General features: G+C 69.6%; 27 protein-coding genes. 6 read left to right on the top strand and 21 right to left on the bottom strand.

What is annotated here, in order from left to right:
- Positions 1-127: 127 nt before the first annotated feature.
- From AWC24_RS10440 to AWC24_RS10410, 7 genes are all read right to left on the bottom strand, one after another.
- Complete coding sequence (locus AWC24_RS10440; RefSeq protein ID WP_085084623.1) at positions 128-1,201, bottom strand: ABC transporter ATP-binding protein; 1,074 nt, start codon at positions 1,199-1,201, stop codon at positions 128-130.
- Positions 1,202-1,211: 10 nt separating this feature from the next.
- Positions 1,212-2,051, bottom strand: coding sequence for a carbohydrate ABC transporter permease (locus AWC24_RS10435; protein ID WP_085084621.1), 840 nt, complete (start codon positions 2,049-2,051; stop codon positions 1,212-1,214).
- The gene (locus AWC24_RS10430; protein WP_085084620.1) at positions 2,048-2,932 is read right to left on the bottom strand and encodes a carbohydrate ABC transporter permease; all 885 of its coding nucleotides are present in this window, start codon (positions 2,930-2,932) and stop codon (positions 2,048-2,050) included. Before AWC24_RS10430 ends, AWC24_RS10435 begins: the two co-directional genes overlap by 4 nt.
- Positions 2,933-2,945: 13 nt before the next feature.
- Positions 2,946-4,286 carry an ABC transporter substrate-binding protein gene (locus tag AWC24_RS10425; protein WP_234807324.1) on the bottom strand — a complete coding sequence of 447 codons (1,341 nt, stop codon included), beginning with the start codon at positions 4,284-4,286 and terminating at the stop codon, positions 2,946-2,948.
- Positions 4,287-4,297: 11 nt separating this feature from the next.
- A complete protein-coding gene (locus tag AWC24_RS10420; protein ID WP_085084618.1) occupies positions 4,298-6,211 on the bottom strand; it encodes a YhgE/Pip domain-containing protein in 1,914 nt (637 codons plus the stop codon).
- A gap of 2 nt (positions 6,212-6,213) precedes the next feature.
- Positions 6,214-6,960, bottom strand: coding sequence for an ATP-binding cassette domain-containing protein (locus AWC24_RS10415; protein WP_085084616.1), 747 nt, complete (start codon positions 6,958-6,960; stop codon positions 6,214-6,216).
- 85 nt (positions 6,961-7,045) lie between these two features.
- The gene (locus tag AWC24_RS10410; protein ID WP_085084614.1) at positions 7,046-7,927 is read right to left on the bottom strand and encodes a sigma-70 family RNA polymerase sigma factor; all 882 of its coding nucleotides are present in this window, start codon (positions 7,925-7,927) and stop codon (positions 7,046-7,048) included.
- Between the two features lie 74 nt (positions 7,928-8,001).
- Here AWC24_RS10410 and AWC24_RS10405 point away from each other — a divergent pair, with 74 nt between their 5' ends.
- The gene (locus tag AWC24_RS10405) at positions 8,002-8,355 is read left to right on the top strand and encodes a DoxX family protein (protein ID WP_085084612.1); all 354 of its coding nucleotides are present in this window, start codon (positions 8,002-8,004) and stop codon (positions 8,353-8,355) included.
- Between the two features lies 1 nt (position 8,356).
- Here AWC24_RS10405 and AWC24_RS10400 read toward each other — a convergent pair whose 3' ends face one another.
- From AWC24_RS10400 to AWC24_RS10390, 3 genes are read right to left on the bottom strand one after another with little or no spacing between them, the layout of a single operon-like run.
- Positions 8,357-8,800 (bottom strand): TOBE domain-containing protein, encoded by a 444-nt coding sequence (locus tag AWC24_RS10400; RefSeq protein ID WP_013829024.1) that lies wholly within the window; start codon positions 8,798-8,800, stop codon positions 8,357-8,359.
- A 33-nt stretch (positions 8,801-8,833) separates the two neighbouring features.
- Positions 8,834-9,664 carry a ketosteroid isomerase family protein gene (locus AWC24_RS10395; RefSeq protein WP_085084610.1) on the bottom strand — a complete coding sequence of 277 codons (831 nt, stop codon included), beginning with the start codon at positions 9,662-9,664 and terminating at the stop codon, positions 8,834-8,836.
- Entirely contained in the window at positions 9,661-10,233 is a 573-nt protein-coding gene (locus AWC24_RS10390; RefSeq protein WP_085084638.1) for an isochorismatase family protein, read from the bottom strand. The genes AWC24_RS10395 and AWC24_RS10390 overlap by 4 nt, the downstream gene beginning before the upstream one ends.
- 162 nt (positions 10,234-10,395) lie before the next feature.
- Between AWC24_RS10390 and AWC24_RS10385 the strand changes: the two genes are divergently transcribed.
- A complete protein-coding gene (locus tag AWC24_RS10385; RefSeq protein ID WP_085084608.1) occupies positions 10,396-10,914 on the top strand; it encodes an RDD family protein in 519 nt (172 codons plus the stop codon).
- A gap of 19 nt (positions 10,915-10,933) precedes the next feature.
- On the opposite strand, the gene AWC24_RS10380 is transcribed toward AWC24_RS10385, so the two are convergent.
- The gene (locus AWC24_RS10380; RefSeq protein ID WP_085084606.1) at positions 10,934-12,442 is read right to left on the bottom strand and encodes a carboxylesterase/lipase family protein; all 1,509 of its coding nucleotides are present in this window, start codon (positions 12,440-12,442) and stop codon (positions 10,934-10,936) included.
- A 98-nt stretch (positions 12,443-12,540) separates the two neighbouring features.
- On the opposite strand from AWC24_RS10380, the gene AWC24_RS10375 reads away from it, so the two are divergent.
- Positions 12,541-13,245, top strand: a complete 705-nt coding sequence (locus AWC24_RS10375; RefSeq protein WP_085084604.1) for a hypothetical protein — start codon at positions 12,541-12,543, stop codon at positions 13,243-13,245.
- 4 nt (positions 13,246-13,249) lie between these two features.
- On the opposite strand, the gene AWC24_RS10370 is transcribed toward AWC24_RS10375, so the two are convergent.
- Positions 13,250-13,588, bottom strand: a complete 339-nt coding sequence (locus AWC24_RS10370; RefSeq protein WP_085084603.1) for a hypothetical protein — start codon at positions 13,586-13,588, stop codon at positions 13,250-13,252.
- A gap of 143 nt (positions 13,589-13,731) precedes the next feature.
- Between AWC24_RS10370 and AWC24_RS10365 the strand changes: the two genes are divergently transcribed.
- Positions 13,732-14,067: an RNA polymerase-binding protein RbpA gene (locus AWC24_RS10365; RefSeq protein ID WP_085084637.1), complete on the top strand. Its 336-nt coding sequence runs from the start codon at positions 13,732-13,734 to the stop codon at positions 14,065-14,067.
- A 13-nt stretch (positions 14,068-14,080) separates the two neighbouring features.
- On the opposite strand, the gene AWC24_RS10360 is transcribed toward AWC24_RS10365, so the two are convergent.
- From AWC24_RS10360 to AWC24_RS10345, 4 genes are all read right to left on the bottom strand, one after another.
- On the bottom strand, positions 14,081-14,833 hold the full coding sequence (locus AWC24_RS10360) for a polyprenol monophosphomannose synthase (RefSeq protein ID WP_085084601.1): 753 nt from the start codon (positions 14,831-14,833) through the stop codon (positions 14,081-14,083).
- Positions 14,830-16,527: an apolipoprotein N-acyltransferase gene (lnt, locus tag AWC24_RS10355; RefSeq protein ID WP_085084599.1), complete on the bottom strand. Its 1,698-nt coding sequence runs from the start codon at positions 16,525-16,527 to the stop codon at positions 14,830-14,832. The genes AWC24_RS10360 and lnt overlap by 4 nt, the downstream gene beginning before the upstream one ends.
- Positions 16,520-18,040 (bottom strand): amidohydrolase, encoded by a 1,521-nt coding sequence (locus AWC24_RS10350; protein WP_165757729.1) that lies wholly within the window; start codon positions 18,038-18,040, stop codon positions 16,520-16,522. Before AWC24_RS10350 ends, lnt begins: the two co-directional genes overlap by 8 nt.
- Before the next feature lie 106 nt (positions 18,041-18,146).
- Positions 18,147-18,638, bottom strand: coding sequence for an FxsA family protein (locus AWC24_RS10345; RefSeq protein WP_085084597.1), 492 nt, complete (start codon positions 18,636-18,638; stop codon positions 18,147-18,149).
- Positions 18,639-18,703: 65 nt separating this feature from the next.
- Here AWC24_RS10345 and AWC24_RS10340 point away from each other — a divergent pair, with 65 nt between their 5' ends.
- Positions 18,704-19,405, top strand: a complete 702-nt coding sequence (locus tag AWC24_RS10340; protein WP_085084595.1) for a dienelactone hydrolase family protein — start codon at positions 18,704-18,706, stop codon at positions 19,403-19,405.
- 2 nt (positions 19,406-19,407) lie between these two features.
- Here AWC24_RS10340 and ric read toward each other — a convergent pair whose 3' ends face one another.
- The 4 genes from ric to AWC24_RS10320 form a co-directional block, all read right to left on the bottom strand.
- Positions 19,408-20,109 (bottom strand): iron-sulfur cluster repair di-iron protein, encoded by a 702-nt coding sequence (gene ric, locus AWC24_RS10335; protein WP_085084593.1) that lies wholly within the window; start codon positions 20,107-20,109, stop codon positions 19,408-19,410.
- 85 nt (positions 20,110-20,194) lie between these two features.
- Positions 20,195-20,581, bottom strand: a complete 387-nt coding sequence (locus AWC24_RS10330) for a PPOX class F420-dependent oxidoreductase (protein WP_085084591.1) — start codon at positions 20,579-20,581, stop codon at positions 20,195-20,197.
- A 72-nt stretch (positions 20,582-20,653) separates the two neighbouring features.
- Positions 20,654-20,974 carry a hypothetical protein gene (locus tag AWC24_RS10325; RefSeq protein WP_085084589.1) on the bottom strand — a complete coding sequence of 107 codons (321 nt, stop codon included), beginning with the start codon at positions 20,972-20,974 and terminating at the stop codon, positions 20,654-20,656.
- Positions 20,975-21,109: 135 nt separating this feature from the next.
- The gene (locus AWC24_RS10320) at positions 21,110-21,859 is read right to left on the bottom strand and encodes an SDR family NAD(P)-dependent oxidoreductase (RefSeq protein WP_085084587.1); all 750 of its coding nucleotides are present in this window, start codon (positions 21,857-21,859) and stop codon (positions 21,110-21,112) included.
- A gap of 35 nt (positions 21,860-21,894) precedes the next feature.
- Here AWC24_RS10320 and AWC24_RS10315 point away from each other — a divergent pair, with 35 nt between their 5' ends.
- On the top strand, positions 21,895-22,308 hold the full coding sequence (locus AWC24_RS10315) for a F420-dependent biliverdin reductase (protein ID WP_013829042.1): 414 nt from the start codon (positions 21,895-21,897) through the stop codon (positions 22,306-22,308).
- Here AWC24_RS10315 and AWC24_RS10310 read toward each other — a convergent pair.
- Positions 22,305-23,432 carry a M24 family metallopeptidase gene (locus tag AWC24_RS10310; protein ID WP_085084585.1) on the bottom strand — a complete coding sequence of 376 codons (1,128 nt, stop codon included), beginning with the start codon at positions 23,430-23,432 and terminating at the stop codon, positions 22,305-22,307. The genes AWC24_RS10315 and AWC24_RS10310 overlap by 4 nt on opposite strands.
- Positions 23,433-23,449: the final 17 nt, after the last annotated feature.

The following is a 23,449-nucleotide window of genomic DNA, read 5'->3' as shown; positions in this document are numbered from 1 at the left end:
TGTCTGGATGACATCGACCAGGCCCGCATTGTCGAGACCACCGAGGGCGGCCGGCGAAGGCAAGTTCGATTCGAACACGTGTTCGAGTCTACCCGAATCGGCGGACACTCGCACCCGCCCGGGGGCATCACAGACCGAGTCGCACGCCGTCCGCACTGAAGAAGTGCACATGCTCAGGATCGGGGCGCAACCGGACGCGGTCGTCGCGCCGCAAGGAGCTGTCGCCCGCGACCCGGGCAGTGACGGCCCGGCGCGAGGCTCCACCGGATTCGATAACTCTGCCGTACACGTAGGTGTCGGCGCCGAGTTCCTCGACGAGCTCCACGTCTACGTCGGCGCCGCCGCCGTCGAGCACGAGATGCTCGGGTCGTACTCCGATTACCAGTTCGGTTTCGTGGGTGGCGATTTCGCGCGGCACAGCCAGGGTGTACCCACCCAGTGAGACCGCACCGTCGACAACCGGCACGGTGAACAGGTTCATCGCCGGCGAGCCGATGAATCCGGCCACGAACACGTTGGCCGGGTTGCGGTACAGCTCCCGGGGCGGCGCGCACTGCTGCAGCACCCCGTCGCGCAACACCGCGACGCGGTCACCCATGGTCATCGCCTCCACCTGGTCGTGGGTGACGTAGACCGTGGTGATGCCCAGCCGCCGTTGGAGTTCGGCGACCTGATTGCGGGTCTGCGCCCGCAGCATGGCGTCCAGGTTCGACAGCGGCTCATCCATCAGGAACACCTGCGGGCGCCGCACGATCGCCCGGCCCATCGCGACCCGCTGGCGTTCACCGCCGGACAGGTCCTTGGGTTTGCGCTGCAGGTGATCCTGCAGTCCCAGCAGTTGGGCGACCTCCAGCACCCTGGCGCGAATCTCGGCCTTCGGGGTCTTGGCCACCTTGAGCGCGAAACCCATGTTCTGCGCCACCGTCATGTGCGGGTACAGCGCGTAGTTCTGGAACACCATGGCGATGTCGCGATGTCCCGGGTCCGTCTCGGTGACCTCGTCGCTGCCGATGAAGATATGGCCGGTGTCAACGGGTTCCAGGCCGGCCAGCACCCGCAGGGTCGTCGTCTTGCCGCACCCGGACGGCCCGACCAGCACCATGAACTCGCCGTCGCGCACCGACAGATCCAAGGAATCCAGCGCCGGGCGCTCGGCGCCGGGATAGCGCCGGGTCACCGCATCGAACGTCACCGAAGCCACTGCGCCCCCGCTACCGTCCACCGAAGCCCGTGGCGGCGATCCCGCTGACGAAAGCACGCTGCGCCACGGCGTAGATGATGATCAGCGGCGCCAGCATCAGCATGGACGCCGCCATCAGCACCGGCCACTCGGCGACGTACTCCCCCTGCATCCACACCAGTCCGAGGGTAAGGGTGGCGATCTCCTCGCGTTGGATCATCAACAGCGGCCACAGGAAATCGTTCCAGACGTTGATCCAGGTCAATACCGCCAACATCAGCACCGCCGGCTTGGCGTGCGGCAGCAGGATCCGCCAGTAGACAGTCCACGGCGAACAGCCGTCCAGAATGGCCGCCTCCTCGAGGTCGACGGGCAGCGTCGCGAAGAACTGCCGCATCAGATAGGTGCCGAACGCGCTGCCGAACAGCCCCGGGATGATCATCGCCCACACGGTGTCGGTCCAGCCGAAGACCCGCATCAAGATGAACTGCGGGATCACCGTGACCGTCAGCGGCACCATCAACGTGGCCAGGTACAGCGCGAACAGCGTGTCGCGCCCGGTGAACGGCAGCCGGGCGAAGGCATAGCCGGCCAGCGAGCAGAAGAAGACCTGCCCGGCCGTCACGCACCCGGCGTAGAGAACGGTGTTGAAGAACATCCGCCAGAACGGCATCCGGGCGAACACCTCGAGGTAGTTCGACCACTGTGGATGCGCCGGCAACAGCATCGGCAGGCTGATCTCGGCCTGGCGTTTCAGTGACCCCGACAGCGCCCACAAGATCGGGAACAGCGCACATGCCGCGACACCGGCCAACCCGGCGTACACGCCCAGCAGTCCGGCGATGCGGTGCCGCACCGGCCGCCCTGTCACTGGTCCACCGCGTTTCGCCGCGACAACCGCAGTTGGATGATCGTCAACACCAGCAGCACGGCGAACATCACCCACGCCAGCGCGGACGCGTAACCGAAGTCCAGGAACGCGAACGCATGCTGAAACAGCATGATTGCCAACACATACGTGCCGGTCTCCGGGCCGCCGCTGCTGCCGGTGAGCACATAGACCAGGTCGAACGCCTGAAACGCGTTGATGACCGAGATGACCACCACGAACCAGAGTGCGCCCCGGATCATCGGCACCGTGATCGACACGAAGCGCCGGACCTCCCCGGCGCCGTCGATGCGGGCCGCCTCGTGCAGCGACTCGGGAACACCTTGCATGGCCGCCAACAGGATCACCGTCGCGAACGGGACGCTCTTCCACACGCTTACCAGGCACAGCGACGCCATCGCCCAGTGCGGCTCGGTCAGCCACGGCACCGGCGAGACCCCGAACCAGCCGAGCATGATGTTGAGCAGGCCGCTGTCGGTATTGAACACGAACTGCCACACCACCGCGATCACCACCGAGGACACCGCCAGCGGAAGGAAGGCGATCGCCCGGAACAATCCGACGCCCCGGACCGCGCGGTTCAGCAGCCCGGCCACCGCCAGACTGATCACCACCGTCGGCACCACGGTGCCGATCGTGAACACCGTGGTGTTGCGGACCGCGATACCGAACAGCGGGTCCGCGGTCAACAGGTCGGCGTAGTTCATCGCGCCGACGAACGTCGGCGGGGTGAACAGATCCCACTTCTGAAAACTCATGTAGAGCGAGAAGGCGAGCGGAAAAGCCATGAACACCGCGACCGCCGCCAGGTTCGGGGCGATGAACCACCGGCCGGCCCGCGCGCGCCTGCGTGTCGGGTTCATGCTCGTGTGGGATTCATTGGGACGCCAACAACTCGTCGATCTGGGGTGACAGACCGGTCTTGAGGGTGGCGGCCGGGCGCTTCCCGCGCAGCACCGGCCCGATCGCGCGGTCCATCAGCGCGTGTATCCGCTGCCAGTCCGGCGAGATCGGCAGCCCCTCGGAGTGGGCCGGGCCGCCGGTGAGCACCGCCAGATTGGTGATCCCGCGGTGCGCGGCGGTGAACCCGGGCGCAGCGATCGCGGATCGCAGCACCGGCACGAACAGCCCGGACTCCCCGATCAGCGACTGGCCCACCGGGCCCGCGGCGAACTTGACGAACTCCCACGCCTGCCGGCGGTGGCGGCTGGCCGCGGCGATCGCCAGGCCGGTGCTGCCGATGGCCGAGCGGGCAGCCATCCCCTTGGCGGCCGCGGCCGGCCCGGTCGGCAGCACCGCCACGTCGAAATCGAGATCCTCGGCCTGGGCGAAAGTCTGGTAGCGCCAATGTCCGCCCAGTGCCATCGCCGCCTTGCCTGCGGTGAACAAGCCCATGGTGGACATCGCCTGGGTGTCGGAGGCGGCCGGCGCCACGCGGTGCACGTTTGCCAGGTCGGCGTAGAACTGGATGCCGGCGAGGAAGTCGTCGTCGTCGTAGTTGAGGTGGGTGGGGTTGAACCGCGGCACCGCCCAGGGCGTGCCGTTGTTCATGCCGAACAGCGCCGCCGAATACGGCGGTGACCAGGTGTCGACGAAGCCCCACCGGCTGACTCTGCCATTGCTGGCCCGGCGGGTCAGTGCGGTTGCGGTGTCCAGGAATTCGCCGAAGGACCAGGGCTCATCCCAGCGTCCCGGCGGCGGCGGAACACCGGCCTCGGCGAAGATCCGGGCGTTGTAGAACAGGAACGCCCCCGACCACTGCTCCGGAAAGGCGTACTGCCCGCCGTTGAAGCCGAACGTCTCATACAGTGCCGGGATGCTGTCGGCGCGCAACGCTGCGGCGAACCCACGGTCGGCGTCCAACAGGGGGTTCAAGTCCGCCAGCACGCCGCGATCGGCCAGTTCCGCGTAGTTGAACTCCCAGGCCATCAACACATCCGGGCACCTGCCACCGGCGCAGAACGTCGAGATCTGCTGGGTGGGGTCTCCGCCGGCCAGCACGGTGCGCACCCGGATATCGGGGTGCCGGTGCTGGAAGGCATCCACGATGCGCATCCGGGCGTCGGCCTCCTCCGGGTTGGCCGCGAAGAAGAACCGCAGCGCGTCGTCGTCGGCTCCGCACGCCGACGGCCACGGCGCCGCGGCGGCCAGCCCCAACGCCGCGGCCCCGCGCACCACGGTGCGACGCCGCAACGGTGTTCCGCTCGAAGACCGCACCGGCCGAACCGTCACACTTCGATCGGCGGGTAAAGACGTTCGAGGGTGAACTGGCGATCTCGGCGAGCGGCCCACGCGCTGGCGGCCAGCGATACGACGAGGATGCCGCCCAGCACCGCCACCGACGTCCACAACCGAGCGTCGATACCGCCCACCGTCAACTGCCGTAAACCGTTGACGGCGTATGTCATCGGATCGTAGGGGTGCAAGATCTGGAAGGGTTTGGCGGTCGTCTCCACGGGATAGACCCCACCGGAGGACACCAGCTGGAACATCAGGAACGCCAGCGCGACCACCCGGCCGACCGCGACGCCCAGCACCGCGTTGAAGGCCTGGATCATCGCCAGGAATGCCGCGGCGATCAGCACCAGGAAGGCGACCGTGCCCGCGGCGTAGCGCGCCTGCAGCCCCACCCCGAAATGCACCACCGCGTACATCAGCACCACCTGACAGACACCCAGCAGCAGCGCCGGCCAATAGGATGCCAGCACCACCCGCACCGCGCCGAGGCCGTTGACGATGGCACGAGTCTGCAACGGGGTCAGCAACATCCAGACGATCAGCGAACCGATGAACAATGCCAGCGGCAAGAAGAACGGGGCGAACCCGGTGCCGAAGGTGGCGGCGTGATGGGTGAAGTCCATGCCGACACCGACCGGGCTGGCCAGGATCTGCGACACCTCCACGCGCTGCTGGTCGGTGATCGTCGAGGCGCGCTGATCGGCCTGGCCCAACCCGTCGGCCAACTCCCTCGCACCGTCTTCGAGTCTGTTGCTGCCGTCGGCCAACTGGACCAGGCCGTCGCTGAGCTGGTGCGCGCCGGCGTCGAGCTCGGTTGCGCCGTCGCGCAACGCGACCAGGTCGTTCTTGAGTCCGCCGTCGAGGGCGTGGGCGATGAGCGTGCGCAGCCCACTGCCCGGATCGGCCAGGTCGCCCTCCAGCTTCTGGGCGTTGCCGCGCAACTGGGCCAGCCCCTCGTCGGTGGCCGGGTCGAGCCCCTTGACGGCGAGCAGCCGCTGAGCGCCGGCGAGGGTGTCACCGAGCCCGCGCACCGCCGGGTCGGGGTTGGCGCGCAACGCGTCCACCACCTGGTTGACGATTCCGGCGGCCTGCTGGTAATTGACGTTGAGCGAGGCGATCCGGTCGGACACCGTTTTGATGTTGCCGCTCAACGCGGTCGCGGCGGCGCCGGCGGCGTTCGGGTCGAAGCCCATGGCGTCGAGGTCGTCGGTCAGCTTCAGCAGTGGATCAGTGGCCTGCTGGATGCCCGCCGACAACCGCCGGCTGCCATCGGCGAGCGCGGCAGAACCGTCGCGTGCCGTACCGAGATTGTCGGCCAACGTCTTCGAGCCCTCCGACAGCTGGCCGGCGCCGTCGGCCGCCTGCTTCACCTCGTCGGTCACCTGGGTCAGCGCGGTCCCGATCACCTGCTGGCCGACCTTGGCGCCGACCTGGTTGAGCACCTCGCGGGCGGCGTTCTGCCCCATGACCGATGCCAGGTAGTTGTTGGCGTCGTTGAACCGGAACTGGATCTGCGCCTTCTGCGGGTGCGGGCCCGCCGGTGAGACCACCGCCGTGCTGAAGTCGGGCGGCAGCGTGATCGAGAAGTAATAGGTGCCGTCGGAAACCCCCTTGGCGGCTTCGGCTTCCGAAACCTCGTGTAGGTCGAGTTGGCCGGAGTCGACCAACCCGCGGGTCACCTCGTCGCCGGCCCGCAGCTGCTGGCCCTCGACGGTGGCGCCGGTGTCGGAGTTGACCAGCGCGACCGGGATCTTGTCGATGGCGGCGAACGGATTCCAGAACGCCCACAAGTACATGGCGCCGTAGAGCAGTGGCAGCACGATGATGGTGAGCAGGGCCACTCGCGGCATGGTGCCGCGCGAGTAGCGTTTGAGGTCGGTGCCCAATGACATTCCGGCGAGCATGATCAGGAATCCCTCTTCTCGTGTCTGCCGTGACCGGTGACTTCGGCCGGTTCCAGGTGTTCGACGTGGATCTGCGCGGCAACCCCGGAGCCCTCCGGGAGCTCGTTGGCCGAGGCGGTGATCACGGTCTGGTGCTCCCCCAGCTCGACCAGCCGGCCGACCAGCACCTGGCGGTCGCGGTCGCTGGTGACCTGGTCGATGCTGCCCACCACCAGCAGCGGCGGACGCGCGGTATTGGCCAGCGCGATGCGCAACAACAGACCGGTCAGTTCGTCGAGCTGCTCGACGTAGTCGTCCAGCCGGGGCGGCGGCAGCTCACCGAAGACCGGCCCGCACACGGCGTCGCGTTCGGCTCCGCCGGCGCGCCGCACCAGCCGGTACCAGGCCGCGTCCCAGCGGATCTGCTCGGTGATCAGGTCGCGGACCGTGACCGACTCGAAGATCGCGTCGAGGTGTTCCACGCCGGCCAGGGCGGCGACACCGAAGATGTCGCGGGCCTTGCTGTGCCCGAACACCGTGACCGATCCCGCCGATGGCTTCATCCGGCCCGCCAGGTTCATCAGCAGCGCGGTGCGGCCCGATCCGGGCGGTCCGATCAGCACGCTGACCCCGCCGGCCTGGACGTCCAGATCGAGCGGGCCGAAAACCCGCCCCCACGGGCCGGTCATGGCGATGCCGCGTGCCTTGACCGCCACCGGCGCCTCCGCGGGAGCCTTCGCTTCCTCCGGAGCCTTTACTTCCTCTGGCATGGGATGCCCCCTCATTGACGGCCGAATCGGTTCGCGTGACCCATCCAAGCAGAACCGGGCGGCGGCGATCAGCCGTCGCGGGGGTTCACGCCCGGCCGGTTCCCGGCAGCCGCAGCGTCAAGGGGCGCAGCCGGTCGGGATCGCCGACGATATCGATGGAGTCGATGCGCCCGTCGTCACCGATACCGATGCGCAGCACGGCCAGCAGCCGGCCCCCGGGCGCGATCGCGATGCCGGGTGCGTCGTCGACCAACAGCACTGCACCGGCGCGTGCCCGGCGGGTGAAGCGGCGGGTCTCGGTGGCGATGTCGGCGGCACCGCGCAGCTCGACGGGCACATCGGCGGGCACCAGCAGCGGGTCGACCCGGCGCACCACCTCGGGCGCCAGCAACTCGAGCAGCGCCGGGATGTCGCCACCGCGCGAGGCCGCCAAAAAGGCCGACACCACCCGCAGGTGCTCGGCACGGCGCCGCGGTTCGGCGACCGGCCCGGCGTGTAATCGGGCGCGTGCCCGACTGGCCAGCTTCTTGGCCGCATCCGCTGACCGATCCAGCACGCCACCGATCTGCTCGAACGGTATGTCGAACACGTCGTGCAACACGAAGGCGGCCCGCTGTGCCGGCGACAACCGGTCCAGCACCACCAGCAGCGCACGGCTGACCGCATCGGAGCGCAACACCGCTTCGTCGGCGGCCGGAACGGCGGCGCTGCCGATTGCTTCGGACAGCGGTCGCTCGCCGCGCCGGGCACGCGCCCGCAACTGATCCATCGCGGTGCGGGCGGTGATCGTGGTGAGCCAGCCGGGCAGGTTGTCCACCGCGGTGAAGTCGGCGCCGCTGGCCTTCAGCCAGGCCGACTGAACCGCGTCGTCGGCGTCGGCGCTCGATCCGAGCAGGTGAAATGCCACCGCGTGCAGGCGGTGGCGAAGGTCTTCGAACTGCTCCGCCAGTACTTTCACATCGTTCATGGGTCACCTTCGCCGTCCGGGAGTCGTCATTGACAGGGATAGCCACATCCACCGACGAAAGGAAGACCAACATCATGAGCGTATCGACCCTCTACCTGGCGACCATCACCGTGACGGCCGTCATCACGATCGCCATCGCCGTCGCCGACTTCATTCCGGCACCGTTCGTCCTGGCCAATTCGGCTCAGGTTGGGGTGCCGCGATCGTGGCTGCCGATGCTGGGCGGGCTGAAGCTGGCCGGGGGCGCCGGTCTGCTCATCGGACTGGCGGGCGTCCCGCTCATCGGTCCGGCCGCCGCGGCCGGGCTGGTCGCCTTCTTCATCGGGGCCGTCGTGACGCATCTGCGGGCCGGCGTGTGGTACAACATCGGCTTTCCCGCCGTGTACCTAGTGCTGTCGACGGCGTCGCTGGTGATGCTGCTGGACTGAGCTATCCGAACTCGGCCGCCGGATCGGTGTGACCGGCGGAACCGGCCCGGCGCGGCAGTTCCAGCACGACGTTGGTGGCCTTCACCGACGCGACGACCAAGCTGCCGGGCTGCAACTGCAGTTCGTCGGCGGCCTCCCGGCTGACCAGCGACACCAGCCGGAAGGGACCGGCCTGCACATCGACCTGCGCCATCACCGTGTCACGGGTCACGTTGGTGACCAGCCCGACCAGCCGGTTACGGGCGGACTGGCCCACCACCGGATTGCGCGACACCGGCTCCACTGACGCGCGCTCCTGGGCGAACCGCGCCAGCTCGGCTCCGTCGACCACCCGAGGTCCACTGCCCGTGGACGCCGACAGGCGACCGGAGTCGATCCAGCGCCGCACGGTGTCGTCGCTGACCCCGAGCAATTCGGCGACTTCGGCGATTCGAAAGCTTGGCACGCCGTTGAGCTTATCCTCGCCCGGACCGGCGACTCAGTCTTCTGCGAAGTACCGGATCGTGGTGATCGCGCGGCCGCCGCGGTCCACGTCGGCGAACAGCACCCCGCGGTGCTGCGCAGCGGTGAGGGAAACCGCGACGGTGCGGCCGGCCGCCAGCAGCTTCGTCGGGCGGGCGCCCACCAGCCGGGTGGCGAGCTCGGCGAGATCGATGGCGGTGTCATCGCCGTAAGTCATTGTCACAGCGGGTGATAGCGCCGCAGTGACAGTGGACAACTCGCCGGAGGAGACGGCGGCGAGGAATGCCCGCACCGGCCTTTTGCCCCGGCCGGCCGGACGGCGAAATCCGGCGGCGAACCCGGCGGTGCCGGCGACGCGTTGGTTGCGCAGCAGTGATCGCGACAGCTGAACCGTGGCGGGCGTCGCCGCAACGCCGTTGCCGAGGAACCGGCGCATCATCGCCGGCAGTTCCCAGTAGGCCCGCAACCGCCGCAGCCTCCATCGGCGGCCGGCCTCGGTGAGATCGTTCGCGGTCAGGTCGTCCTCGGTCAGGTCATATCGCAGAATCGCCGGGATGTGCATGATCACCGATGGACCCATCGCGACCTCGAGTTCCAGGTCCCGCACCACCGTCGTGCCGCGCACGATGTCCAGGTCGCGGTGGAAGGTGATGCCGCGCGGCCCGATGAACGTGTCGTAGAACCGGCCGATCTGTTCGGCACCGACGTGCGGGCGGGAGCCCACCGGGTCCTCCACCTGGCCGTCGGCGCTGAACAGACCCACCCAGCCGGTCCGGTCGTGGGCGGCGGCCGCGGCCGGCGACTGCTCGACGGTGGCCAGCAGATCCTGCGCTATCGAGTCCGTCATCGGGCTTCCTCCCCCACAGCGATACCGGCGTTGCGCATCGCCGTCAGCGCAGCGGCCGTCGAGTCGGCCGCCACCCCCGCGGTCAGTTGCGGCAGCACCGCGGTGACGAACCCGGCGCGGACCGCGTCCTCGGCGGTGCGGCGCACACAGTAGTCGGTCGCGACGCCGACCACATCGACACGGTCCACGTTGCGCTGGTGCAGCCAGTCGCCCAGTGCGGTGCCGGTGTCGTCGACGCCGCCGAATCCGCTGTAGCCGGCGTCGTAGTCACCTTTGGTGAAGACGGCGTCGATCCGGTCGGTGCGCAGCGCGGGATGAAGATCCGCACCGGGTGTTCCGGCGCGGCAATGCGGCGGCCACGACGTCACGTAGTCCGGCCGCTGCGAGAAGTGCCCACCGGGGTCAATGTGCCAGTCTTTGGTCGCCACGACGTAGCGGTAGCGGTCGCGTGCGGTCTCGCTGTCGAGGTAACGGGTGATGCCGTGGGCGACCGCCACAGCGCCGGTCACCGGCAGCGCGCCGCCGTCACAGAAGTCGTTCTGCACGTCGACGATCATCAGCGCCCGCATGATCACCACCGTATCGCCGGCGCCGCAGCACGGCCCGGCCGTAGATCACCCACGACACGCCGACGGCTTGGTCCATGCCGTTTCGCCGTCCGCAGAATCCCGTTTCGTCCCGGTCCGCCACGGTACATTGGCGGACATCCAACGTGGTCAGGAGCGCATCTGATGGCAAGCGGCGATTTCGGCCCGAACGGCCCCGGCTATGGCCAGCCCGGCCCCTACCCGCCGCCGCAGGGCTGGGGACAGCAGCCCGCATGGGGGCACAAGCCGGGTGGCCTGGGCAGGCGCTTCTGGGCCCGGCTCATCGACGGTGTGCTGGTCAGCATCGTGGCCTTCGCGCTGTCACTGTTCGTGTTCGCCGACGACTACCCGTTCCTGGTGACGGGCCTGTTCTCCGGCGTGCTGACCTACGGCTACTTCGTCTTGTTCGAGGTCACCCAGGGGTCCAGCCCGGCCAAACGGCTGCTCGGGCTGGCGGTGCGCGGACCCGACGGTGCATCCACGCCCACGCTGGGTCAGTCGGCCGTCCGCAATGCCTTCACGCTGCTGGCGGTACTGCCCTACCTCGGTCCGCTGCTGGCCTTCGTCGCCTATCTCGTGATCGCGGTGACGATCAGCGGCAGCGCGACCAAACAGGGCAAGCACGACGAGCTGGCCGGCGGCACCCGGGTGATCCGCACCTGATCGGCGGCGCGCCCAGTCGCTAGCGCGCCAGGGTGAACCCCGCCCAGGCCATCCGGCGCTCCGGCGACGGGTCGAACTCCACCCGCGTCTTGTGGTCGAACACCATGACGGCACGGTCGGATCGGTCATAGGCCGGCCAGTCGTCGCCGGGCACCCCGTCCCGGCTGAATGCCCGCCAGCGCCGCTGCACCTGGCCACTGACCCGCACCGCCGCCCGCCGGTCCGCGCCGGCGGTGAGCAGCCGCCCCAGACCGCCGCTGCGGTAGACGTCGAACACAGCGAACAGTTCGGTGGCATGCGTGGCGCCCATCCCCGACCAGCGCAGCATCCGCGGCGCGTAGTCGTAGCGATAGACGTAGGCGGGTGCGTGAGCCCCGTGCGCTTCGGCGATCTCCCACACCGCCGCGTTGAAGGCGAAGTCGCCGCCCAGGCGGATGCAGGCCTTCCGGTCGGGGTAATCGGGGTAGGCGGCGATGATGCGGTCGCGCACGCCCGCCTCGGTGTTGGCCAGCACCGCCTCGACCATCGGCTCGGTCGTCGGCAACATCTTCAAGAACCGGGTGAACAACCGGCCCTCGTGAGCGTTGCTGCCGACGATGAGTGGTACCTGGTGGGCCGAACCCCGCCGCATCGCCTCGACCGGGTCCAGCGGCAACAGGTCGTCGCCGAACACCGGCCCGATCGGGAACGCGCCGAGCATGTCGCGGGTGCCGTCGGCGAGCAACCGGTCCTGGGCTGCCAGCAGCTCGGCCGGCGACACGCGCAGCAGGGTATGCGCGGCGTCGGGGGAACGCACCCCCAGCAGCGCGGCGAACCGGTCGGCGAACTCGGCGGCCACGTCGGGACCGCGAACCATGCCGGCAGCGGGGCTCTCGGCGATCGCCCGGGCGAACAGACCCTCGGCTTGCGGCACCGCCAGGAGCGTGGCGACGATGTGCGCACCGGCGCTCTCGCCGAAAATGGTGACATTGCCGGGGTCGCCGCCGAACGCCGCGATGTTCTCGCGGACCCAGCGCAGCGCCAACACCAGATCCCGCAGATACAGGTTGCTGTCCACGGTGACCGCGGAGGTCGACAGCGACGACAGATCCAGGCAGCCGAGCGCACCGAGCCGGTAGTTGACCGACACGTACACGCAGCCGCGGCGGGCCAGCGCCGCCCCGTCGTAGATCGGGGTGGCCGAGCTGCCCAGGATGTAGCCGCCACCATGGATGAACACCATGACCGGCAGCGGGCCGTCACCGGCTTCCTCGGGGGCCACCACGTTGAGGGTCAGGCAGTCCTCACTGGTCGGCTGGAAGCGGCCCGGGCCCAGCATGGTGTACATCCGCGCCTGGGGCGCGCAGTTGGTGAACCCGTGGCAATGCCGTACCCCCGACCACGGCTCAGCAGGCTCGGGCGCCCGAAAGCGGAGTGGGCCCACCGGCGGCCGGGCATACGGGATGGAACGCCACCGGCGCACCCCGTCGCGGGCGAAACCCTCCACGACACCGGTGGCGACGCTGGCCTGCACAGGGTTGTCATGCATGAGCCGAACGTTAGCGAACCGGCCGGCGGTTAGCGAACCTCGACGAAGGAGAGGTGAAGCTGGACCGCCGAATCAGCCCCGGCGGCTAGCCTAACGGCATGCGTCTCACCGGGCTCATCGTCGTGTTGCTGTTGCTCGCCGGATGCTCCCGCGCGACGGTCGACGAGCCGGAGCCGACCCCGAGCGGATCGGGCACCACGGCCACCAGCGCGACGTCATCGTCGGCCGCACCGACTTCGGCATCACCCAAGCCGCTGGCCGCTCCCCCGGCCGGTGCGCCGGTCGCCGACGTCATCGCCTGGATCGAGGCCGGCCGCCCGGTGGATGCCGGCGGCTACCACAGCGCGACCCGCGACGGCGCCACCACCGACCTCATCGAGGAGGTCGCGTTCACCGTCTCGGCCGCACCCCGCCGCAGCACCAACTGCATGACCGATTCCGATTCCGCCGACAGCCCGCTGACCTGCGTGGTGGACCTGGTGAATCCGCCGGCGCAGCCCGAGGAGATCTACGGGCAGTGGAAGGGCGGCTGGATCGACTACGCCGGCAACACGCTGCGCGTCGGCTCCGCGCACGGCGACCCGGGCCGGTTCCTGCACGGCCAAGGGGCCGAACTGCCCGACGGATCGGTGCTGTCGTTCGGCGACTACCGCTGCCGCGCGGATCGGGCCGGGCTGTTCTGCGTGAACTACGCGCACCGCTCGGCGGTGCGGTTCAGCCCGGAGGACATCGGCGTGTTCGGCTGCCTGCGCCCGGTGCCACCGCCCGCGGACGCCGGCAAGCTCTACAGCTGCGCCAGCTGACGCCTCAACGCCACCGGTCGGCAGCGTCGACGGCCTGCAGCAACGCCTCACACAGCTGCCGCAGCTCATCGCGGCCGGCGTCCTCGGCCAGCGCGGTCGCGACGTCCTCGGCCGCGCACCGCACCTGATACACCCGGTCGGACAAGGCCGTCGCCTCCTCGGCGGAGAGCACCACCGAATCAGGCGCCAGCGCCGTGGTCTTACCGCTGCTGATCAGGGCACGCTGCTCGTAGGCGCGCTGCCGGCAGGATTGCCGGCAGTACTGCCGGCGCCGCCCGATTCCGGCGTCGCCGACATCTCGGCCGCACCACCGGCACGGCTGGGGGCGGGGACTGCGCGGCACGCCTGAACACCTTAGTCCGGCGGTCGCGCTGATCCCGGTATCATTAGGGGCTGTGCCGCGTGCGTCGGGAACTGCACAGGGCCCGCCCGCGTTGTCAAGGCGAGACGAATTCGAAGACAAACAGGTTCAAAGGAGTGTGGGTCATGGCTGATCGTGTACTGCGGGGCAGTCGACTGGGCGCCGTGAGCTACGAGACCGACCGCAACCACGACCTGGCGCCACGCCGGATGGCGCGGTACCGCACCGACAACGGTGAGGAGTTCGAGGTCCCGTTCGCCGACGACGCGGAGCTTCCGGGCACCTGGATGTGCCGTAACGGCCTGGAGGGCACCCTGCTCGAGGGCGACCTGCCCGAGCCGAAGAAGGTCAAGCCGCCGCGCACGCACTGGGACATGCTGCTGGAGCGCCGCTCGATCGAAGACCTCGAAGAGCTGCTCAAGGAGCGCCTGGACCTGATCAAGACCCGCCGTCGCGGCTGACCTGCGGGTTTTCTCAGCCGCTCCGGCCCCGAAGCCGGTTCATCCGGCCGCCGATACCCCAGCGGGCGACCTTGACCATCGCCTCACGGATGTTGGAGCCGCTCATCTTGGAGACGCCCAGCTCGCGCTCGGCGAACGTGATCGGCACCTCGGTGATGGTGAAACCGTTGTTGACCGCCCGCCAGGTGAGGTCGACCTGGAAGCAGTACCCCTTCGAGTCGACCGCGTCCAGACCGATCTTCTCCAGCACCTCGCGACGGTAGGCCCGGTACCCGGCGGTGATGTCGTGGATTCCCACTCCCAGCAGGAGCCGGGCGTAGGTGTTGGCGGTCTTGGACAGCACCAGGCGGCGCACCGGCCAGTTGCGCACGGCGCCGCCGTCGACATAGCGCGAACCGATCGCTACGTCGGCTCCGGCGTCGATCGCTTCCAGCAGCCGGTACAGCTGCTCGGGCGCATGGCTGCCGTCGGCGTCCATCTCGACCACCACCTGGTAGTGGCGAGCCAGCCCCCAGGCGAAACCGGCGAGGTAGGCCGCTCCCAAGCCGGCCTTGGCGGTGCGGTGCATCACGTGGATGCGCTCGGGGTCGGCGGCGGCCAGCTCATCGGCCAGCTTGCCGGTGCCGTCGGGGCTGCCGTCGTCCACCACCAGGACGTGCACGTCCGGGCGGGCCTGCTGCAGCCGGCCGAGAATGACCGGCAGATTCTCCAGCTCGTTGTAGGTGGGAACCACCACCAGCGTGTGCAGGCTGGGACGATCACTCATCGGCGCCGCTCCTCGGAGTCAACATCGGCGCCGGTGCTACGACGCGTGAACCAGGTGAATCGACCATTTTGCCGTATTGCCGCCAACAGGCCGGCAACAGCCGCACCGAGCAGCACCCATTGCAGGATCGGCGCCCACCGGGTGGCCGGGGTCAGGGCGGTCTTGAGCCGCACGTGAGCGTCCAGGTAGGCGGGTTCGAAGAACGCCGTGCGGGCCAGTTCGCGGCCGTCGGGAGCGATCACCGCGCTGATCCCGGTGGTTCCCGCAACGACGACGTACCGGTTGTGTTCGACGGCGCGCACCTTGGCGAAGGCCAGCTGCTGCTCGCTCATCGTCTCGTCGAACGTCGCGTTGTTGGACGGCACCGCCAGCAGCTGGGCACCGGCCAAGACCGATTCGCGGGGCGCCCGGTCGAAGATCACCTCCCAGCAGGTGGCCACGCCGACCGGAACGCCCGCGACATGCACCACACCGTCACCGTCGCCCGGCACGAAATAGCCGGCACGGTCGGCGTAGCCGGACAGCTGACGGAAGAACCCGCGCCATGGCAGGTACTCGCCGAACGGCTGCACGATCCGCTTGTCGTGGCTCTCTCCCGGACCGGTCTGCGGGTCCCACACCAGCACCGAGTTCGTCGCCACCGGGTTCTCCCTGGTCCAGCCGGGCGCCGCACGCACGGTGCCCACCAGGATCGGGGCGTCGATCGCCTGAGCGGCCATGGTGATCTCATGGGCGGCATCGGCGTTCGCGATCGGGTCGATATCGGAAGCGTTCTCCGGCCAGATCACGAACAGCGGCGCGGCTGCCCGCCCGGCCTCGATGTCGTCGGCCAACCGCAGGGTCTCCCGGACGTGATAGTCCAACACCTGGCGACGCTGGGCGTTGAAGTCCAGCCCGAGACGCGGCACGTTGCCCTGCACCGCTGCCACCGTGATCGCCGGGTCATCACCGGCGCCCGCGCCGGAGCGGCGCACCCCGGGCCATACCACGACCGCCGACAGCAGCACCAGGCAGATGCACAGCCCCGGTAGCAGGACCGCCGGTGGACGGCCGGAGTCCGCCGCGGTCGGCGGCGAAGCCTCCCGCAGCCACCGGATAATCTCCACCGTCAGCGCCGTCCCGGCGCAGCCGGTCAGCGCCACGGCCAGCGACAGCAGCGGCACCCCGCCGAGCGCGACCAGCGGCAGCAGCGGTCCCGACGTCTGACCGTATCCGATAGCCCCCCAAGGGAATCCACCGAACGGGACCATCGATTTCGCCCATTCCTGCGCGGCCCACAGCAACGCGAACCAGACCGGCCAGCCCGCCAGATCGCGCAGCGCCACCGCCGCGGCCCCGAACACGGCGGGAAACAGCGCGCACATCAGCGCCAGCATCAGCCAGGGCAGCGCCCCGACCAGTCCGCCCACCCACGGCAGCAGCGGCAGATAGAACGCCAGGCCGCACAGCAGGCCGTAGCCGAAACCACCGGCGACGGTGGTCTCGCGGCGAATGAGCACCCAGGCCAGCAACCCGAAGGCCAGAATCGCCGCCCACCACCAGTTCAGCGGCGGGAAGCTGGCCCGAAGCAGCATCCCGGCGACCACCGACGCCGCCAGTTGGGCCCAACGGTCGGCCGCCGCGATGCCGAGGCGTTCCAGCCTGTTCGGGCCGGCGACCGGAGCGGGGTCGGGATGGTCGGTGGTCTCAGCCATGCAGCACCACACCCCGGTGCACGGTGCGCCGACACAGCGGTGAGCCACCGGGTTCCAGTACCGGTAGCGCGGGCACCCGTGAGCGCGGATCGGTCGACCATCGCTGAACCGTGTCGCGGGGCGCCGCGACGGCCAGCGGAGTGGGCTCCCAGATGGCGTAGGAGGCCGGTGCGCCGGGCACCAGGGTTCCGCTGATGCCGTCGTTGATGCCGGCGGCGCGCCAGCCACCGCGTGTCGCGGCGCCGAACGCCGCCCGCATCGACACCGCGCTGCCGGGGGTGCGGTGGTGTGCGGCCGCGCGGACTGCGGCCCACGGATCGAGCTCGGTGACCGGGCTGTCGGAACCGAACGCGAGGGGCACGCCTTGGGATGCTAACAGCGCGAACGGGTTCAGCCCCGCGGCGCGCTGCACACCCAGCCGCTGTGCGTACATGCCGTCGTCGCCGCCCCACCGCGCGTCGAAACCCGGCTGCATGCTGGCGATCACGCCCCACGATCCCAGCTGGGCGGCCTGCTCGGCGCTGACCATCTCCAGATGCTCCAGCCGGTGCCCGCAGGCCGCCACCGCTGCGACCCCGAAGTGCTGCACCACCGGCTGCAGTGCCGCGATCACCGAGGACACCGCGGCGTCCCCGATGACGTGGAACCCGGCGGTCACCCCGGCCTCGGTGCACGCCCACAGATGGGCACGGACGGAGTCGGCGTCCAGGTGGCACACCCCGGTGTAGCCGGCGGCGTCGGCGTAGGGCTCGTGCAGCCAGGCGGTGTGTGAGCCCAGCGCGCCGTCGACGAACAGATCACCGCCCAGCCCGCGGGCGCCGGTGTCGGCGAGCAGTTCGCGCGCCCGGGCGGCGCTGGTGACCGGTTCGCCCCAGTAGCCGATGACCTCGACACCGTGGTGCAGGGCCCGCAGTTCCCGCCAGTCGTCGAGGCCGCCGATGTCCGGGCCGGCGCACTCGTGGACCGCGACGATGCCCACCGCGGCGGCGGCGTCGAGGGCGGCGGTGCGGGCAGCGGCGCGTTGCGGCGCGGTGAGCAGTTCCCGGGCCGCGGCGCGAACCAGGTGGTGGGCGGCGCCGGACAGTGGCCCGATGCCGCAATCCGCCGGAAGTTCGCGCACCCGCTTGCGCAGCCCGCCGGACGCCAGCGCCGAGTGGACGTCGACCCGCGACAGGTAGGCCGGTCGCTCGCCCACCACCGCGTCGAGCGCCGCGGTGTCCGGGGCCGCGCCGTCGGGCCAGCCCGATTCGTCCCAGCCGTGCCCCCAGATCGGCTGGTCGGGATGAGCTGCCGCGTAATCGGCGATCAACTGCAGGCAGTGCCGCTGCGAGGTGGCCGCCCGCAGATCCAGGCCGGTGCGGCACAGTCCCGTCTCGGTGACATGAACGTGACTGTCTACGAAAGCCGGTGTCACCAGGGCCCCGTCGAGGTCGGTGACCTCGGCGTGCGGAAACTGCTCGCGGCCGACGGCGTCACTGCCCAGCCAGGCGACCACCCCGTCGCGGAGGGCCATCGCGGTGGCATCCGGATGGCTCGGGCTGTGGATACGCCCGCCGAGCAACAGCGATGTGGGAGCCCCGGGCACAACGGTCACGACGTAGAAAGTACGGGGTGCCGGATCAACCGACGGACAGGGCGGGCGGTTGAGTATCGGTGACGTCGACGAATTCGGCGTCGATGTAGTCGAGGCGGCGGCCGGGAGCGCGCCGGGCGGTGTACCAGCGTCGGCCGATGACGGTGGCGGCCACCAGGGGCGTGCGGCGGCCGAGCCCGGCGGCTGCCGCCGCAGCCAGCACCGGGCGCGCGGCGGCCCGGGTCGGAGGCGCCAGCAGCGCCAGGCCTGCCAGCGTGGTCACCGGCCCGGGGACCACGACCAGCAGCGTGCCCGCCGCGATCAGCCCGCCGTCGGCGAGCACACGCTGGCCGGCGCCGGCACGCAACCGGGCTACCTGGCGTTTGATCTGCCCGGCCGACAACGCCAGCCCCGCCAGGAAGACGCCCAGCAGCAACAGTGCGGTCCAGCCGAAACCGATCCCCCAGATCAGCCCGGCAACCGCTGCCGACTCGACCAGGACATAGATCAGCACGATCCGCAACACAGCGCTCGCCATGCCACCCCAACGTCTGAACTGTCGAGGAGGTTCCCACCCGGCGTCCCAGGGAATACCTTGAGGCCATGACGACCATCGACATTGCCACTCCCGGCGGACCCATCGATGCGCTGCTGGACATTCCGGAGGGTCCCGGGCCGTGGCCCGGTGTGGTGGTGGTCCACGACGCGATCGGCTACGCCGCGGACATGACAGCCATCTCCGAGCGCATCGCCGGCGCGGGTTATCTGACCGTGTCGCCGAACCTGTACTCCCGCGGCGGCCGGGCACGCTGTATCACCCGGGTGTTCCGCGAACTGCTGACCCAGCGCGGCCGAGCGCTGGACGACATCTTGGCTGCCCGCGACCACCTGTTGGGCATGCCGGAATGCTCGGGCCAGGTCGGGATCGCCGGTTTCTGCATGGGCGGGCAGTTCGCACTGATGTTGTCCCCCAAGGGGTTCGGAGCCTCGGCTCCGTTCTACGGCACGCCACTGCCCCGGCACCTCGAGGAGACCCTCAGCGGCGCCTGCCCGATCGTCGCCAGCTTCGGCGGCCGTGATCCGCTGGGCAAAGGCGCCCCCGACCGGCTCCGCCGGGTCGTCGAGCACCACAACATCGCGCACGACATCAAGACCTATCCGGGAGCGGGGCACAGCTTCGCCAACCAACTGCCGGCCCAGCCGCTGCTCCGCATCACCGGCTTCGGCTACAAGGACGCCGCAACCTCCGACGCCTGGGCGCGGGTGTTCGCGTTCTTCGGCGAACACCTGCACGCCGGCGGTTGAGCTCAGGCCGGGGCGCCGGCCCCGGCGAGCACCCGCGGGAACAGCACGTTGTTCTCCTTGTGCACATGCAGGTGGATGTCGCTCTCCAGGTCCGCCAGACCGGCCAGCATCGCGGTGTAGCTGGCGCAGGCGTCCGCCGGAACGGCGTAGCCGTCGGTGAGCGTCCGCAGCTCGGCGAGCAGGTGGCCGGCGTTGTCGTGCTCCTGCTGGTTCTCGGCCAGTTCGTCGCGCAGGTCGTCGGAGAGCGGCCGGTCCGGGCGGCCGGCGCGCAGGCTGATCTCGGGGAACAGCATGGTCTCCTCGGTGCGCAGGTGTGGCTCCATGCCGGCGCGCAGCTGATGGAAGAGCTCGCGCACGCGTACCAGCTCGCCGTGGTTGGGGCCGTGCACCCGCGCCACCTTGTCGACCAGCTCCGCCAGCCGCGGGAACTCGTCCCAGAGGAACTGGTGGTGGGTGCTGACGATGTGGGCGATCAGCGAGGTGTCGTCGAAGTCGGCCCAGTCGGCGCGCTCGGTGGGCGCATCGGAGCTGTTCAGCGCCGCGAGCAGCTGGTCGGCGTCGACGCCGTCGGCGGCGCACGCATCACGCAGCGTCCGCTGGCCGTGGCAGCAGAAGTCGATCCCGAACCTGCTCAGGATGCGGGTTGTCGACGGGTCGGCGGTGACGATGTCGCCGAGGATCTGGTCGGAGGTGAAGGCGGCCACGGGAGCTCCTCGTTGTCGGGGTGGTTCGGACCAACCATCCTAATTTTAATGACTAAAATCCACTATATGTGACGTAGTCGTCGGGTCAGCCGGCAGCCGGCGTCAGCGCCAGCCCGACATTGGTGCGCATTCCGCCGCGCAGCTTGCTGAACACGTTGAACACCCGGCCGACGATCGGGTAACGCCTGCCGATCGCGGCGTAGACGGCGCCGTTGTGGGCTTTGTCCAGCACAGTGGCCACCGCCTCGACGGGCTCCCCCGTGGGCCGGCCCCGCATGTCACACGGTGTCAAGGTGACCCGCGGGGTATTGCGGATCCGCTTGACCTTCCAAGCCGACTCCTGGGTGATCACCAATAGTCGATCCCCGTCCGGGGCGGCCCACACCGGAGTGGGCTTGGCGCGACCATCCTTGGTGAACGTGGTCAGCAACAGGTAGTTGGATTTGGCGATCTCGGCGAAGGTTGGGGCCACACCGGCGAATCTACTCGCCCGGCACCGCGGCACACGGAACGATTCGCCGATGGGCGGGCTGAGCCGGCGCGGCTACAGCGGGGGCCGGCTCGCGACCGGGTGCAGTTCGGCGAGCTTGGGCAACGGCGAGCCGTTCGGCTGCGCCGAGTCGATGTAGGCGGCCACCGCGTCGGGCGAGATCAACCCGTAGCGCACCAGCAGGTCCACAGCGTTCAAGCCGAAGTGCTGGGCCACCCGGAGCAGGTTGTCGGCAGTGATCAGCCTGCCCTCGTGGGCTGCCTTGTAATAGGCCGACTTGCGATAGCCGAAGGCCTCGTAAACTTCGGTGGCGGGCAGCGGCCGTCCGATCAGGTATGGCAGCACCACCGACGGGTCTTTATCACGATCGTCCATGGTTTTACACCATAGTCCTGTTCGGCGGGCGGAAACCAGCTCGTCACATGTGATTTAGGTGTGAATTTTAATTAACTTGATAAGTTCGGGCGTTTCGAACCTCGAAATTACCCGGTCGCGGGGCTATTCGGTGCCTTAACGCGGCATCCGCCGCCACACGGTCTGCGGCACCAGGCGCATGACGATGAACATGATCCGCAGTCGCCGGGGAACCGCAACCGTGCGCCGCCCCCGCTCGAGTGCGCGAGCCGTCGCCGCCGCCACCTGCGCCGGGGTGCTGGCCAGCGGAGCCGGCTTCATGCCGGCCGTCATCCGCCCGATCACGAACCCGGGCCGAACGATCAGCAACCCCACCCCGCTGCCGTGCAGTGCGTCCGCGAGTCCACCGGCGAAGCCGTCGAGGCCGGCTTTGGCCGAGCCGTAGACGTAGTTGGCCCGCCGCACCCGCATCCCGGCCACCGACGAGAACACCACCATGCGGCCCCGGCCGGCTGCTCGCATCGCCGTGGCCAGGTGAGTGAGCAGGCTGACCTGAGCGACGTAGTCGGTATGAACGATGGCGACCGCATGTGCGGCGTCGGCCTCGGCGCGTGCCTGGTCGCCCAGAATCCCGAAGGCCACCACGGCGGTGCCGATCGGTCCGTGCTCGGCAACCAGCCGCGCGACCAGCGGGCCGTGGCCCGCCAGGTCGTCGGCGTCGAACTCGACGGTGTACACGGCAGCGGCACCCGCGTTGCGCACCGCGTCGACCTCGGCGTCGAGCCGGTCGGCGGACCGGGCGGCCAGCACCACCGTCGCCCCGGGTGCCAGCCGGCGCGCCAGTTCTCCCCCGATCTCGCTGCGCCCGCCGAAAATCACCACCGGCCCGTCCACCGTGTCGTTCACGGCTGTGATTATCACCTGCGCTAGCGTGAGCGGTGATGGCGAACGCAACGACCCGGCTCACCAGTGACGCGCTGGCGTTCCTCACGGAACGGCACCTGGCGATGCTGACCACACTGCGCGCCGACAACTCGCCCCATGTGGTCGCGGTCGGTTTCACCTTCGACCCGAAAACCCATATCGCCCGGGTGATCACCACCGGTGGCTCGCAGAAGGCGGTCAACGCCGACCGCGCCGGCGTGGCCGTGCTCAGCCAGGTCGACGGCGCGCGGTGGCTCTCCCTGGAGGGCCGCGCAACCGTCAACGATGCGGTCGCCGCGGTCCGCGACGCCGAACTGCGCTACGCGCAGCGATACCGGACGCCGCGGGTCAATCCGCAGCGTGTGGTGATCGAAGTGCAGGTGGAACGGGTACTGGGATCGGCGGATCTGCTCGACCGCGGCACCCGCTAGACCCCGACCACCACCAGATCGTGCGGCCGGTTGTTCAGTGCTTCGGCGCCGTCGGCGGTGACGAGCACGATGTCCTCGATACGTGCGCCCCACTCGCCGGGAAAGTAGATGCCGGGCTCGACCGAGAACGCCATCCCGGCCGCCAGGGCGATGTCGTTACCGGCGACGATGTAAGGCTCCTCATGCACCGACAGGCCGATACCGTGACCGGTGCGATGCACGAAGTATTCCGCCAGACCCGCTTCGGCCAGCACATCGCGTGCCGCCGCGTCGACCTGCGCCGCCGTGACTCCCGGACGAACACACTCGACCGCGGCGCGTTGCGCTCGCTGCAACACCGAATACCGGTGGGCAACCTCGGGTTCCGGCTCACCCAGGCTGTAGGTTCGAGTCGAGTCGGAGTGATATCCGGGTTCGACCGGACCACCGATGTCGACCACCACGATGTCGCCGAGCGCGAGTTCACGCTCCGAGCACTCATGATGCGGGTCGGCGCCGTGCGGGCCCGAACCGACGATGATGAAAGCCACCTCGGAATGGCCCTCGGCCACAATCGCGTCGGCGATGTCGGCGGCGACGTCGGCTTCGGTGCGGCCCGACACCAGGAACTCCGGCACCCGGGCGTGCACCCGGTCGATCGCCGCACCGGCCTTGCGCAGTGCATCGATCTCGCTGGGATCCTTGATCATTCGCAGTTGACGTAACACGTCGGTGGCCAGCACCGGGGTCGCCCCGAGGACATCGATCAGCGGCAGCAGATGCAGCGCCGACATCGCGTCGGTGACCGCCGCGGTTGCCGGCCGGCCCCCCAGCGCCTCACCCACCATGCGGTACGGGTCCTCGCCGTCGACCCAGTCCCGCACCGCCACGCCCAGATCCGCCACCGCCGATTCGCGCAGCGCCGCCAGTTCCAGTCGCGGCACCACCATGGTGGGCGGGCCCGAAACCGGCAGCACCAGCGCGGTGAGCCGTTCGAAGGTCTGAGCCCGCGACCCGGTCAGGTAGCGCAGGTCGTAGCCCGGTGTGATCACCAGACCGGCCAGGCCGGCCTTTCCGGTGGCGGCGGCCGCGGCGGCCAGGCGGTGGGCGTAGACGCTGCTGTCGAACCGGGAAGTCACGCACATCAGGCTAACCGGCCGCA

The organism is Mycolicibacter senuensis (genome assembly GCF_002101885.1).
GTDB lineage: Bacteria > Actinomycetota > Actinomycetes > Mycobacteriales > Mycobacteriaceae > Mycobacterium > Mycobacterium senuense.
This window is presented reverse-complemented; position numbering and strand designations above follow the sequence as displayed.